Origin of the sequence: Paraburkholderia tagetis, from assembly GCF_022213065.1 — a bacterium.
Lineage (GTDB): Bacteria > Pseudomonadota > Gammaproteobacteria > Burkholderiales > Burkholderiaceae > Paraburkholderia > Paraburkholderia tagetis.
Genome location: NZ_JAKLJA010000001.1, coordinates 287,692 through 300,159, shown reverse-complemented (window position 1 = coordinate 300,159; position 12,468 = coordinate 287,692). Strand labels below are relative to the sequence as shown.

The following is a 12,468-nucleotide window of genomic DNA, read 5'->3' as shown; positions in this document are numbered from 1 at the left end:
TGCGGGTTGCGGGTTGCGGGTTGCGGGTTGCGGGTTGCGGGTTGCGGGTTGCGGGTTGCGGGCCGCGCGGCGCAACGCACTCGGCACGGCGCAACGCAAGCGCATCGCGCGCATGCGAGCAAAGCGCTCGCGCAGGCGCTATGCTACGGGCTGCCCGATTGTCTTCAATCCGCTTGAACGCACATCGACCCGCTTCAATCGATCCACCGACACACCGAGGAATGCCCATGAAACACCCCGCCGGCTCCATGATCAGCTTCAGCCGCCCCGACGGCAAAACGCTCCAGGGCTATCTCGCCACGCCCGCGAAGACCGAAGGCGCGCCCGCCATCGTCGTGATCCAGGAGTGGTGGGGCTTGAACGACCAGATCCGCGGCGTGGCCGATCGCCTCGCGCAATCGGGCTACTACGCGCTCGTGCCCGATCTCTACCGTGGCAAGAGCACCGTCGAAGAGGAAGAAGCGCATCACTTGATGACGGGCCTCGATTTCGCCGATGCCGCCTCGCAAGACATTCGCGGCGCGGTCGACCACCTGAAAACGCTGACCGACCGCATCGGCGTGAGCGGCTATTGCATGGGCGGCGCGCTCACGCTGCTCGCCGCGAACATGATCCCCGGCCTTGCGGGCGCCGTGGTGTGGTATGGCTTTCCGCCGCTCGAATATCTCGACGCGAGCAAGATCACCGCACCGGTGCTCGGCCACTGGGGCACGCAGGACGCCTTCTTCAAAGTGGAAACGGTAGACGAGCTCGAAAAGAAGCTGCGTGACGGCGGCGTGAACGTCGAGTTTCACCGTTACATGGCTCACCACAGCTTCGCAAACGAGACCGCCGTGGGCCCGGGCCGCATCGCGCACACGCAGTTCGATCCGGTCTGGTCGCAGCTCGCGTGGGACCGCACGCTCACGTTCTGGGGCAAAACGTTGTGGGCGCAACGCTAATCGCCAAGCGCGCGCGACGGGCAACACCCACTAATCTGCACAGGACATCGCATGAACGATCTCTCCGCCTTCCCCATCAATGCCAAATGGCCCGCGCAACATCCCGAGCGCATCCAGCTCTATTCGCTGCCCACGCCCAATGGCGTCAAGGTGTCGATCATGCTGGAAGAAACGGGGTTGCCCTACGAGCCGCATCTGGTTCGCTTCGACACCAACGATCAGATGTCGCCGGAATTCCTGTCGCTCAATCCGAACAACAAGATTCCCGCGATCATCGATCCCAACGGACCCGATGGCGCGCCGCTTCCGCTCTTCGAATCGGGCGCGATTCTGATCTATCTCGCCGACAAGAGCGGTCAGTTCCTCGCACGCGAAGGCCGCGAGCGCTACGAAACCCTTCAGTGGCTCATGTTCCAGATGGGCGGCATCGGGCCGATGTTCGGCCAGGTGGGTTTCTTCAACAAGTTCGCCGGCAAGGACTATGAGGACAAGCGCCCGCGCGAGCGCTACGTGGCCGAATCGCGGCGTCTGCTCAACGTGCTCGACCAGCATCTCGCGGGCCGCAAGTGGCTCATGGGCGAGCACTACACGATCGCCGACATGGCGACGTTCCCGTGGGTGCGCAATCTCATCGGTTTCTACGAGGCCGGCGATCTGGTGGGCTTCAAGGACTTCCGTCACGTTGCGCGCGTGCTCGACGCCTTCCTCGCGCGCCCGGCCGTCAAGCGCGGCCTGGAGATTCCGGCGCGCGACTGATGCGCAGGCCAGGGCCTGTTCACAATCTCATCAGCCGATCACGCCAAAGCGCTGAAGATCCCGCGCGAGCGTTTCGACATCGACGAAGCGGCACGCATGCAGCCCGGCGGCGAGCGCGCCTTGCACGTTCGCCTCGCCATCGTCGATAAAGAGCGTTTCGTCCGGCGCAATGCCCAGTTGCGCAAGGCAGCCGAGATAAGCCTGCGCGGCGGGCTTCGTCGCCCCAAACGACGCGCACGCGTAAACGCACTCGCCGAACAACTGCGCGACGGGCGGATTCAGATAATCGAGGTAATCGGTGACGAGGCCGCAGTTGTTGGTCAGCACCGCGATCCGGCAGTGCTGCGCGGCACGCCCTGCCAGTGCGATGGCCGCATCGTTGGGCGTGATGGATGCGCGCCGGGCCGCCAGCCAGGTCTCGCGGTCCATGTCGCAGCCGAGCAATTCGCCTAGCGCGCGCAGGTAGACATCGGGGGCGAGTTCGCCCGCGTCGGCGCGCGCTTCGAGCCCCGAGCCCCAGATCGCCTCGCGCACCGCTGCGGGCGTCGTGCCGGTCAGGGCCGCGAGCCGCACGGCGCGCGCCTCGCGATCGTAGTGAGAGAGCACGCCCTCCATGTCGAACAGGACCAGGTGGATTGCCGCTGCCGCCGCTGTCGCCGCTGTCATTGTGCCGCTCCCGCCTCGCGAACTCCGCAGCCGATGATACCGCCGCGCAACCCGCTCGGGCACATCGTCTGCGCGCCTGCTTCCCTCTGCTTGTCCTCTGCTTGTTCTCATTGGCGCGCGCACCTAGCATTCGGCTTGCTTACAGCGGCACTGCGCATGTGCACGGGATCGCGCCCCTAAAACCCCATACGATTCCGGTTAAACTGAACTTTATGGAAAAATGTCGTTACTGCGGAAAAATGCGCGACGAGTGGGATTGCCATGGGCCGGTCTGCCGTGGCGCAATCGCACGCGCTTTGCACCGCCAGCGCCAGGGGCTGCCGATGGTGGCCAACGTGATCCGCAACGAAATTCCCGAGAACGCCAGCACCGGCGAGGTCATCCATGTCCTCTCGCGCCAGCGCATGCGCGCACGCCGCGGCAACGAGGAACGGCGCGAGCGCAAGGCGCTCGATAACGCAGACCAAACGGGCGGCGCAAACAACGGCTGAGTCGATCGCGCACCCAGCCGCCGCGCCATTCTTGCTTGCGTTCTTGTTTGCGTTTTTGCGTGCGCTTTTGCGTAATCAAGCAGCAGTACGAATGATCGTGCCGCTCATGCATTAAACGTGAACGAACGATCATGCACAACGCATGCAATTCGGCTCGATTCCTGCTTGCTTCGCGCCCTATCCAGCGTGCATCCCCCAGGGCAAAACACCAGGAAGAACACACCCCTGCAACCCGGCGATATGCGTTGTTCACCGGATGGATTCGCCTCGACATCTGTGCAAAATTAAACGGACTTGTTCACGCACGGCACCGATGCAGGTGGCGAACCAATACACGCTTAAGGGGGACGGCATGCAAGACTTCTTTCCTTCAGGAGCGGTGGTCCCACACCAGTTGCAAGCCGCATATATGCTTTGCATGTCTAATGAATATGGCGTCCCCGAGGGCGTGAGCAGCGTCACCGCCGCGCTCAACGACTACGTCGCGGCCCGGCTAACGCTCAATCCCGGAACGAACCGCAAAGCACTGCTCACGCACGCGGCCTTCACCGGCGCCGAACGGCGCTTACTCGCATCATGACGGCCCCACGGATCGTCGTGCTCGGCGCCGGCCCCGCAGGCGCTGCCGTGGCGCGCGCACTGGCGACGCTCGGCTACGCGGTGACCGTGGTGAGCGACAAGCGCCGCTTCGAGGCCGTGGAAGGCCTGTCGATGCGTGTGCTCGAGAGCCTGCGCCGCGCCGGCCTCTTTCGCGCCGCCGTGTGTGCAGAAGGACCATGCGCACGCACCACGTTCTGGAATGGCATCACGCAAACGGTCAACACGGAGTTTCTGGTCGACCGGCACGCCTTCGACGCGGCATTGCGCGACGATCTGCGCGGAGCGGGCGTCGAGGTCGTCGAGGCGATGGTGCGCTCGGTGCAATCGACGCCCAGCACGCACGACCTGATGATCGAGACCGCCGACGGGCCGCTCTCGCTGAACGCCGACTTTCTCGTCGAAGCACGGGGCAGGCTCGCGCCGCTCATGCGCGACGCCACGCGCGGTCCACAAACGCTAAGCCTCATCAACGTCTGGCAAGGCGCACCGGGCACCGCTGCCTCGGCCATGGAAAGCCTGCAAGACGGCTGGGCCTGGATGGCGCGCCTGCCGGACGGTCGCCGCTACTGGCAGATGGCGCTCGACGTCGCAAGCACGGAGCTGCCGCAACGCGACGAGCTGCTGGCGTTCTGCACGCGCATGCGGCGCTCGCCGCTCGCGGGCGCGTTCTTCGCCGGCGAGACCTGCGAGCAGGTGCGGCTCCATGCGCGCAGCAGCACGGCCACGCTGTGCGGGAGCACCGGTGCACCCAACTGGCTGCGCGTGGGCGACGCGGCAATGGCCGTGGATCCGCTCGCGGGCAACGGCATCTTCCAGTCGCTCTCGTCGGCCCTGGAGGCACCTGCCGTGATTCACACGCTTATCAGCCGGCCCGAGCGCGCCGAGCTTGCGCTGCGCTTCCATCAGCAGCGCATCGAGCATCTCTTCATGCGCTTCGCGCGTATGGGTCGCGACTTCTACGCGCTCGAGCAGCGCTTTGGCGGTTCGCCGTTCTGGCAGGCGCGCAGCCACTGGCCGGACGACGCGCCCACCCATCAGGTCCCCGACTTCGGCCAGCTTGCAATCGCACGCGCGCCCGTGATCGACGGCGACATCGTCGGCGAGGCCGATGTCGTCGTGAGCCCCGATCAACCGCTCGGCGTCTGGCATCTGCAAGGCGTGCCGCTCGCGCCCATCGTTCAGGCGCTAATGCGCGAGGATGCCCACGATAGCGCGCATGAAAGCGCGCACAAAAAAACGCACGAGAGCGCACATGAAACGCTCAAGTCGCTCGACGCCGACACCGCGCGCATGATTCGCCAGTGGCTGGTTGCGCAGGGCTATCCGCACGCCTTCGTTTGATCCTGTTTTTAGCGTCTCGCGCCCGGCAAGAATGCGCGAAGTGGCCTAAACTGGCGCCCTCGTTCGACGCGATGGCGCTTGCGCGCTTTTCGCCCAACCCGGTACTTTCCCCATGTTTTCGCTTTCCGACGCCCTGCCCGCCGACAAACCCGCTCTCTATGAAACGCTCGCCGCTCAGGCGCGCGCGCTGATCGAAGGCGAGGCCGATGTCATCGCCAACGCGGCGAACTTTTCGTCGCTCGTGTTCAACTCGCTCGAAGGGCTGAACTGGGCCGGCTTCTACTTCTTCGACGGCACTGAACTCGTGGTCGGCCCGTTCCAGGGCAAGCCCGCCTGCGTGCGCATCCCGCTCGGCAAGGGCGTATGCGGCACCGCCGCCCAGACGCGCGACATCCAGCTCGTCGCCGACGTGCACGCGTTCGCGGGCCATATCGCCTGCGATTCGGCTTCGCAATCGGAGATCGTCGTGCCGCTCGTGGCAGCGGACGGCTCGCTCATCGGCGTGTGGGACGTGGACAGCCCGCACCTCGCGCGCTTCGACGCAGAAGACGCGAAAGGCATGGCTGAACTGTGCCGCGTGTTCGTGGAATCCGGCTGGAAAAAAGCGGCGCAGCGCTGACGATTACTCGCCCTCGCTAGCCGCTCCGAACCCAACAAAGCCCTTAAGGCTGAGTCACCGCGGTCACGGTACGCGGCCGCAGGGTCATCATGATCATATACAGGCCCCCGCCGATCAATACGCCGAAGAACCAGCCATAGGTATTCCACCAGGCTGGCAGCAAGGTGGTGAAGTTGGGCAGGAAAGTCGAAAACACGCTGCCGATCGCCGCGGCAGCTACCGCATTGACGTTCCAGCCGCCTTCGTAGCGGTACTCGCCGTGTTCCTGGTAGAGCGCCGCGACATTGATGTTGCCCTTGGCCACCAGATAGTAGTCCGCCAGGATGATCCCTAGCAGCGGGCCCATCGTGGCGCCGACGGCATTCACGAAATGCGCGGCGTTGCCTTCCCACGGCGCGAACGGGTAAAGCACCAGCGCGATCGCCGCGGCAATGTAGCCGCCCAGCTTGAAGCTGATCTGCCTGGGGAACACGTTAGAGATATCAAACGACGCCGAAACGAAATTGGCTACCACGTTGATGCCTAGCGTGGCGACCGCGAAGGTCAGCGCCGCGATGAGCGCCAACACCCAGCTATCGAACTTGGCGGAGATCTGTTCGGGGTGCAACAGCACTTCGCCATACACCTTGAAGGCGGCGATGGTGGTGATGCCAGCGACCAGCGAGAACGCAATCAGGTTGACCGGCAAGCCCCACAGATTGCCTTTCTTCACTGCATTGCGGTTCTTCGCGTAGCGCGAGAAGTCGCAGAAGTTCAGGTACAGCGCCGCGAAGTAGGTGATCCAGGTCGCCCCCACGGCCATGAGCGCCCAGAATGAACCGGGCTCGCCGCTGACGCCGGCGTCCTTGGTCTTATCGAGTAGCGCATTCATTGGAATGCCGTGGCTGAAGGAGAAGCCACCCGCCTTGATGCACAGGCCGACCGCCAGGATCAGCATCGCGACCCACACCGCCGGACCGGCCCAGTCCTGGAATTTACGCACCGTCTCCATGCCCTTCTGGATAATGAGCAGTTGCAAGGCCCAGATGATCACGTAGCAGATCACCTCCAACCCCGAATGGCCGAGGAAGTGCGTGCCTTTGTAGAACTGCATCAGGCTATCGTTTCGGATCAGCAGCGAGACTATCGCGCCCGAAGCCGCCGCAGTCTGCGCGCCGTACCAGAAACAGGCCACCACGGCGCGCACCAGAGCGGCCAGATTGGCGCCCCACACGCCGAAGGAGGCGCGCGCCAGCACCGGGTAAGGCACGCCGGTCTTTTCGCCTGCGAAGCCAATCAGGTTCATCAGCGCGAAGATCACCAGCGAGCTGAGCCCCATCGCCAGTATGAAGTTGATAAAGCTGCCGCACAGCAGGAACAGGCTGGCAGCGAGATAGTAGCCCCAGAGGCTGTGCACGTCCGAGGTCCAGACGTTGAAGATGCTGAAGGCCCCCCAGTTGCACTCCCTGGCGGGCGCGAGATCTTCGTTGTGGAGGCCGGGGGAAGGGGTATGGATGTCCATCTGTCGTCTCCTCTGGGTTCGTGGAGGAGAGTGCGAGCGATTGCCCGAAACCCTGGCCAGCCTCCACTTCGTCGTGTTCTCCTTGTATATGCTTGTCCATTTTGCAGCCCTTAACAAGGGCGCCTTCGGCTTTTTTGAGTGCACCGAAGCGCGAGCCGGCCGCGACGCAGTTGCACGACACATGGAATATTACGCGCCTGCAGTCGTTTACCCCTTGCCGCAGTCAGGGAGGAATCGCCTCTGGCAAGACGCAGTATTCCATTTGCGGCTTTCATATTGCGTGGTCGTGCGGTGATGCTGTCGCCGCGCCTATAACGGGACTAAAAACATGAACAAAACGCTGTGGTGCATCGTGGCTTGTGCTCTTCCGGTTGCGTCGTCATTTGCCGAGACGCCGAAGATTTCAAACGGGATGGTGGTTGACGACAACGGGATGACGCTCTACGCGTTCGACAAGGATACGGTGCCAGGCAAAAGCGCCTGCGTTGACGCCTGCGCGGCGCTGTGGCCCGCTGCCGTCGCCGACTCATACGACAAGACGAGTGGCGACTGGGGGCTCATCGCCGCCCGTGAGGGCAAGCATCAGTGGACGTACAAGGGGCGCCCCCTGTATCGCTTCGCAAACGACAAACAACCCGGTCAGATGAACGGCGACGGAGTCAAGGGCATTTGGCATGTTGTGAAGCCTTGAAACCCATGCGGACACCGTCTCGCCGGGCTGGCTTACGCTGATTGTCGTGACTGCTGCCCTGTAGCGCGCTGTGGACGGCCCACTGCGCGCGAGAGAAACACGATGATGACCAGGGTCGCGATGTAGGCCGCGATCTGGATGCCGGCCGGACGCGCGGTATAGCCAATGAGTGTATGAAGCATCTTGCCGACGACGCTGGACTCCCTGAGCAGCCAGGACGTGTCCCAGACCGTATCGCCCCACGACGGCAAGATGCCCACCGACGCCAGGTAGCCCACGCCCTGGCTCGCCATACCCGCGGCAAGCAGGACGACAAGTGCGTTGGTCACCGCAAAGAGGCGCTTGAGTGGAATCTGCAGAAGACCTGCGTACATCGCGGCGCCAAGACCGACACCGCCAAAGACACCCAGCAGTCCGCCGATGATCATCTGCGACGTCTGCCCCGCGTCTCCCGCTGCGATGCCATACAGGAACAGAACCGCCTCCGAACCCTCGCGCAGCACCGCCACGCCAACGACAATCGCGAGCCCGGTCAGCGGCCTGCTTCCCGCCGCCACCGCCTTGCCCACTGCGGAAATCTGCTGGGCCATTTCGCGGCTGTGCTTGCCCATCCAGATGCAGTGCCACGCAAGCATGGCGACCGCGATAAACATCACGCCCGCGTTGAACACTTCCTGGCCCATGCCCGACGCCCACGACGAAATGACGTCCGCAAACATGGCAATGAGCCCAGCGCCGATGACACCGCCGAGCAAGCCGCCGCTCACCCACCATCCACGATTGAGGACCCCTTTGGTGGCCGCCAATACGATCGACACGACCAGGGCGGCTTCGAGGACTTCGCGAAAGACGATGAGAGCGGTGGAGAGCATGATGTTGCGCGCGCTTATTTGACGATCAGATGGGTCTTCGATTCTGCTTCGTGGTACTCGTCGTGAAACTCGTACTTGCCGGCCTTCAACGGTCCGATGAAGACATCGACTTGCTTGCCCGCGGGAATCACCTTCTCTGCCTTGAAATCATCGCTTTCAAATTCAGCCGGCGTCGCATCGAGATTCTTCACCGTAACCTTCACCTTCTTGTCCGCAGGGAGGGTCAGTTCGGCTGGCGAGAACTTGTGGTCTTTCAGCGTCAGGCTGTATGCCTCGTCCGCGGCGAACACGTTGGGTGCATGACCGGCCACCGAGGCCAGGGCAAGCGCGATGAACATGCGGGTTGTTTTCATAAGTATCGGCTGTTCAGTAACAGATAGTAATAAAGGGGATAATAAGATCGATTCGCATCTTCCGGGTAGTAACCACGCCAGGAATATGGATATCCTGTTTGACTTGCACAGGAGCTAGCCGGCGCAGACCACCCACTCTACAAAGCTGCGCACTGCGGCGGACCTCGCATGCTCCGCAAGATGGGCGACGTAGAAGCCATAGCCAGGCAATGCAAAGGGATGCACTTTCACGAGCGCTCCGCTCAGCAGTGCCCGCTCCAGTACGATGTCGCTGCACAGCGCGATTCCCTGGCCGGCGAGCACAGCGTCAATCGCGTGAAGTTCTTCCCGAAAGCTCAAATCACGCTTGCTGCGAAGCGGCGTGGACGCGGATGCCAATGCACCCGAAGCAGAAAACCAGCGCGACCAGCAAGGCGCCTCGGGATCTCCGTTCGTCCACTCGTAATGGATCAGAGGAAATCGAAGCAGATCCATCGCCGCAATCGGGCGTGCATTGTCTGTCCCAAGAAGGCCGGGGCTGGCCACGGGGTAGAACGCATCTCGCGCGATCTCTTCACATACCAGACCTTTTGGCGCCGCGTGTGCGTAGCGTATCGCGACGTCGGCTTCGCCCGCGTCCAGATCGAGGACGGCATCGGTGCCGATAATCTGCAGCGCAATCTCGGGGTGAGACTCGTGCCATGGCGACAGCCGCGGAACCAGCCAGTGACTCGCGAAGGCGTTCGGGCTGGTGATCCGTAGCGCGACGCTGCCGCCCATTGCGGCAACCGTGGAAAGCGCATCCGCGAATGAATCGAATCCCCTGCGCAGGGCCGGATACAGAAGTTGTCCGGCTGCAGTGAGCCGAATGGGTCGTGGCTGTCGTGCAAAGAGTGGCTTCCCACACGCTTCTTCCAACGTGCGGATCTGATGGCTCAATGCCGTCGGCGTCACGTTGAGCTCTTGCGCGGCGTCCTTGAAACTGCGATGCCGCGCAACCGCCTCGAACGCCTGCAGCGAACGCAGAGGAGGCAATCTTCGCATCTGTTCAGTGTAGGTGAGTTTTTCTCATCTGAAGGCTGAATTCTTTGACTTTGCCGCGACGCATGGGAAGTGCAACCATCACCGAGCCAACCTTGAATTTTGGCTTCGGCGCTAGCGGACGCGAGGAGGCAAGATGAGCACGGAAACAGCGTCGTCACAGGTCTTGAAGGACGAAATTCACGCTGCCTCGCGTCAGTTCGAGCGATTGCGCGACATGCTTCGCGGCACGCTGGTCGTGCCTGGCGATCCGGAATACGACGAGGCGCGCCGGGTGTGGAACGGGACAGTCGACAAGCGGCCGGCAATGATCATCTATTGTGCCGACGCCGACGACGTAGTCGCAGCCGTGCGCTTTGCCAGATCGATGGATTCGCGGGTTGCGGTGCGCAGCGGCGGTCACAACGTGGCGGGTCTTTCGGTCTGCGATGGCGGCATTGTCATCGACCTCTCCCGGATGAAGCAGATTGACGTCGACGTCGAGCGGCGCGTTGTGCGCGCAGAGGCGGGCCTCAATCTTGGCGAGTTCGATCGGGCCACCATGGCACACGGTCTCGCAACGACAACGGGTGTAATCAGCGATACGGGTATTGCCGGCCTGACGTTGGGCGGCGGGTTCGGCAAGCTCGGCCGCAAATACGGGCTGACTTGCGATAATCTCGTCGCCGTCGAAATGGTCACTGCGGACGGGCAAAAACTATTGGCGAGCGACAGCCAACATGCCGACCTGTTCTGGGCCGTGCGGGGCGGTGGAGGCAACTTCGGCATCGCGACAGCTTTTCACTTGCGGCTTCACCCGCTGGAACCCGAGTTGCTCGTCTGCTCTTTGCTGTACCCGTTCGAGCAGGCGCGCGCCGCATTGCGTTTTTATGATCGGTTCGCGCGCAATGCGCCGGATGAGGTGAGCGCAGACGCTGCATTCGTCACCCAGCCTTCCGGCGAGCGATGCTTCAGCATATCGGCATGCTATGCCGGCGCCCCCGAGTCCGGTCGACAACTTCTCGAGACGCTGATGGAGTCCGGCTCTCCCGCCGACTGCCGGCTCGAGCGCGTGCCCTACCTTCAGATTCAATCAAACGGTGACGGTGCGTTTCCGCGCGGCCGGAGATACTACTGGAAAGCGCAGTTCCTCAAAGAGATCGACGATGGCGCAATCGACGCGCTATTGGGCGCCTATGAATGCTCGCCTTCGCTGTCATCGCTGCTGGTCTTTCAACATGTGGGCGGAGCCATTGCCCGCATCAGCGGGTCTGCGACCGCGTACCAGCATCGCGACGCCAGCTTTGACTGCTTTCCCGTCGCCATCTGGGACGATGCAGCCGAAGATGCCGTGAATATCCAATGGGCGCGCAGCCTATGGGAAGCGCTAAGGCCATATTCATGCGGAGGCGTCTATCCAAACAACCTCGGTGACGAAGGCGACGAACGCGTGAAAGAAGCCTATGGCGACAATTATTCGCGACTGGCTTGCGTCAAACGCCAGTACGATCCCGACAATTTCTTCCGCATGAATCAGAACATTGCGCCAGCCTGAGTCTATTCACCTGGCGCGCTGTAGCGTGCTTGATGCGCTGTGTGCAGGCACTTTCGCTTTGTTTTATTCGAAGGCCTGTGCGCCGCCGATCCCGGCCTGAGCAAACGCTTCGGCCAGAAAATCCACGCACACCTTGACCTTCGCCGACTGCGCGAGGCGCTCCGGAAACACCGCCCACACATTGGCCGGTTGCGTCACGTCGGGCAGCACGCGTTGCAGCTTCCCTTCGTCGAGCAGCGGCTGCGCGTCCCAGATCGAACGCAGCACGATGCCGCGCCCCGCCAGCGCCCACTGCACCGCCGCCTCGCCATGATTCGTCGAGAGCGGCCCCGTGACCTTCACGCCAACCGTCTCGCCGCCCGCGTCGAGACGCCAGACGCCGAATGGATGGTCGCGCTCCTTGATCGCGAGACAGGCGTGCGATTCAAGATCCGCGATGCACTGCGGCGCGCCGTGCGCCTCGAGATACGCAGGCGCGGCGCACAGCACCCGATAGTTCGTCGCGAGGCGCCTCGCAATCAGATGGCCCGCGATCTCGTCGCCGATGCGCACGTCCAGATCGAAGCCCTCGCCCGCCACGTCCACCACGCGATCGAACAGATCGAGCCGCACGTTCAGTTGCGGATACTGGTCCTGCAAGTCCGCCAGCGCGGGCGCGACGAACTTGCGGCCAAAGCCGAAGCTGCTCGACACGCGCAGCGTGCCGCGCGGCATGCGGCGCGTGCTGGAGACGTCTTCGACGAGCTGATCCACGTCGTCGAGGATTTTTTCCGCCCAGGCGAACACGCGCTCGCCCGCCGCCGTCATCGCCACGCGGCGCGTCGAGCGGTGCAGCAAACGCGTGCCGAGGCTCGCTTCGAGCACGCCCACGCGCTTGCTGACGTAGGCGGCCGACGCGCTGAGCGCCTCGGCCGCCCCGCTGAAGCTGGACTGGCGGGCGACCATGCAGAACACACGCAGGTCGTCGAGTTCGGGAGAGGTGGGCAGTTTCATGGCGGGTCAATCAGGCAACGCGCAGACAAATGCGCAGGCAGATGCGCGGGCCGACGCGCGGGCGTGAGCGTGAGGCACGGCACGGTGGCC

14 protein-coding genes are annotated in these 12,468 nt (G+C 63.2%); 8 read left to right on the top strand and 6 right to left on the bottom strand.

Annotated features, from left to right (window positions below; all coding sequences use genetic code 11):
• Window positions 1-227: 227 nt before the first annotated feature.
• Window positions 228-941, top strand: a complete 714-nt coding sequence (locus L5014_RS01290) for a dienelactone hydrolase family protein (protein WP_238461774.1) — start codon at window positions 228-230, stop codon at window positions 939-941.
• 51 nt (window positions 942-992) lie between these two features.
• On the top strand, window positions 993-1,697 hold the full coding sequence (locus L5014_RS01285) for a glutathione S-transferase N-terminal domain-containing protein (protein ID WP_238461773.1): 705 nt from the start codon (window positions 993-995) through the stop codon (window positions 1,695-1,697).
• A 30-nt stretch (window positions 1,698-1,727) separates the two neighbouring features.
• On the opposite strand, the gene L5014_RS01280 is transcribed toward L5014_RS01285, so the two are convergent.
• Complete coding sequence (locus L5014_RS01280; RefSeq protein ID WP_238461772.1) at window positions 1,728-2,363, bottom strand: HAD family hydrolase; 636 nt, start codon at window positions 2,361-2,363, stop codon at window positions 1,728-1,730.
• A gap of 212 nt (window positions 2,364-2,575) precedes the next feature.
• On the opposite strand from L5014_RS01280, the gene L5014_RS01275 reads away from it, so the two are divergent.
• The 4 genes from L5014_RS01275 to L5014_RS01260 all read left to right on the top strand — a co-directional run bounded on the left by L5014_RS01275 (window position 2,576) and on the right by L5014_RS01260 (window position 5,414).
• Window positions 2,576-2,854, top strand: coding sequence for a hypothetical protein (locus tag L5014_RS01275; protein ID WP_238462116.1), 279 nt, complete (start codon window positions 2,576-2,578; stop codon window positions 2,852-2,854).
• 352 nt (window positions 2,855-3,206) lie between these two features.
• The gene (locus L5014_RS01270; protein WP_238461771.1) at window positions 3,207-3,434 is read left to right on the top strand and encodes a hypothetical protein; all 228 of its coding nucleotides are present in this window, start codon (window positions 3,207-3,209) and stop codon (window positions 3,432-3,434) included.
• Complete coding sequence (gene qhpG / locus L5014_RS01265) at window positions 3,431-4,795, top strand: flavin-dependent monooxygenase QhpG (protein WP_238461770.1); 1,365 nt, start codon at window positions 3,431-3,433, stop codon at window positions 4,793-4,795. The genes L5014_RS01270 and qhpG overlap by 4 nt, the downstream gene beginning before the upstream one ends.
• 112 nt (window positions 4,796-4,907) lie before the next feature.
• Window positions 4,908-5,414 carry a GAF domain-containing protein gene (locus tag L5014_RS01260; protein WP_238461769.1) on the top strand — a complete coding sequence of 169 codons (507 nt, stop codon included), beginning with the start codon at window positions 4,908-4,910 and terminating at the stop codon, window positions 5,412-5,414.
• 43 nt (window positions 5,415-5,457) lie between these two features.
• Here the strand turns inward: L5014_RS01260 and L5014_RS01255 are convergent, their stop codons facing one another.
• A complete protein-coding gene (locus L5014_RS01255) occupies window positions 5,458-6,915 on the bottom strand; it encodes an NCS1 family nucleobase:cation symporter-1 (RefSeq protein WP_238461768.1) in 1,458 nt (485 codons plus the stop codon).
• 328 nt (window positions 6,916-7,243) lie between these two features.
• On the opposite strand from L5014_RS01255, the gene L5014_RS01250 reads away from it, so the two are divergent.
• Window positions 7,244-7,606 (top strand): COG4315 family predicted lipoprotein, encoded by a 363-nt coding sequence (locus L5014_RS01250; protein ID WP_238461767.1) that lies wholly within the window; start codon window positions 7,244-7,246, stop codon window positions 7,604-7,606.
• Between the two features lie 32 nt (window positions 7,607-7,638).
• Here L5014_RS01250 and L5014_RS01245 read toward each other — a convergent pair whose 3' ends face one another.
• The 3 genes from L5014_RS01245 to L5014_RS01235 form a co-directional block, all read right to left on the bottom strand.
• Complete coding sequence (locus L5014_RS01245) at window positions 7,639-8,478, bottom strand: FTR1 family iron permease (protein ID WP_238461766.1); 840 nt, start codon at window positions 8,476-8,478, stop codon at window positions 7,639-7,641.
• 14 nt (window positions 8,479-8,492) lie between these two features.
• Window positions 8,493-8,831 (bottom strand): cupredoxin domain-containing protein, encoded by a 339-nt coding sequence (locus L5014_RS01240; RefSeq protein WP_238461765.1) that lies wholly within the window; start codon window positions 8,829-8,831, stop codon window positions 8,493-8,495.
• Between the two features lie 114 nt (window positions 8,832-8,945).
• Window positions 8,946-9,854: a LysR substrate-binding domain-containing protein gene (locus L5014_RS01235; RefSeq protein WP_238461764.1), complete on the bottom strand. Its 909-nt coding sequence runs from the start codon at window positions 9,852-9,854 to the stop codon at window positions 8,946-8,948.
• A gap of 133 nt (window positions 9,855-9,987) precedes the next feature.
• Between L5014_RS01235 and L5014_RS01230 the strand changes: the two genes are divergently transcribed.
• Entirely contained in the window at window positions 9,988-11,385 is a 1,398-nt protein-coding gene (locus tag L5014_RS01230) for an FAD-binding oxidoreductase (protein WP_238461763.1), read from the top strand.
• Between the two features lie 63 nt (window positions 11,386-11,448).
• On the opposite strand, the gene L5014_RS01225 is transcribed toward L5014_RS01230, so the two are convergent.
• The gene (locus L5014_RS01225) at window positions 11,449-12,378 is read right to left on the bottom strand and encodes a LysR family transcriptional regulator (RefSeq protein WP_274389178.1); all 930 of its coding nucleotides are present in this window, start codon (window positions 12,376-12,378) and stop codon (window positions 11,449-11,451) included.
• Window positions 12,379-12,468 lie beyond the last annotated feature (90 nt).

Bases quoted from the DNA above. Each gene is read 5' to 3' on its own strand.
- L5014_RS01290 (WP_238461774.1), top strand. From the start codon at position 228: ATGAAACACCCCGCCGGCTCCATGATCAGCTTCAGCCGCCCCGACGGC.
- L5014_RS01285 (WP_238461773.1), top strand. From the start codon at position 993: ATGAACGATCTCTCCGCCTTCCCCATCAATGCCAAATGGCCCGCGCAA.
- L5014_RS01280 (WP_238461772.1), bottom strand. From the start codon at position 2,363: ATGACAGCGGCGACAGCGGCGGCAGCGGCAATCCACCTGGTCCTGTTC.
- L5014_RS01275 (WP_238462116.1), top strand. From the start codon at position 2,576: ATGGAAAAATGTCGTTACTGCGGAAAAATGCGCGACGAGTGGGATTGC.
- L5014_RS01270 (WP_238461771.1), top strand. From the start codon at position 3,207: ATGCAAGACTTCTTTCCTTCAGGAGCGGTGGTCCCACACCAGTTGCAA.
- qhpG (WP_238461770.1), top strand. From the start codon at position 3,431: ATGACGGCCCCACGGATCGTCGTGCTCGGCGCCGGCCCCGCAGGCGCT.
- L5014_RS01260 (WP_238461769.1), top strand. From the start codon at position 4,908: ATGTTTTCGCTTTCCGACGCCCTGCCCGCCGACAAACCCGCTCTCTAT.
- L5014_RS01255 (WP_238461768.1), bottom strand. From the start codon at position 6,915: ATGGACATCCATACCCCTTCCCCCGGCCTCCACAACGAAGATCTCGCG.
- L5014_RS01250 (WP_238461767.1), top strand. From the start codon at position 7,244: ATGAACAAAACGCTGTGGTGCATCGTGGCTTGTGCTCTTCCGGTTGCG.
- L5014_RS01245 (WP_238461766.1), bottom strand. From the start codon at position 8,478: ATGCTCTCCACCGCTCTCATCGTCTTTCGCGAAGTCCTCGAAGCCGCC.
- L5014_RS01240 (WP_238461765.1), bottom strand. From the start codon at position 8,831: ATGAAAACAACCCGCATGTTCATCGCGCTTGCCCTGGCCTCGGTGGCC.
- L5014_RS01235 (WP_238461764.1), bottom strand. From the start codon at position 9,854: ATGCGAAGATTGCCTCCTCTGCGTTCGCTGCAGGCGTTCGAGGCGGTT.
- L5014_RS01230 (WP_238461763.1), top strand. From the start codon at position 9,988: ATGAGCACGGAAACAGCGTCGTCACAGGTCTTGAAGGACGAAATTCAC.
- L5014_RS01225 (WP_274389178.1), bottom strand. From the start codon at position 12,378: ATGAAACTGCCCACCTCTCCCGAACTCGACGACCTGCGTGTGTTCTGC.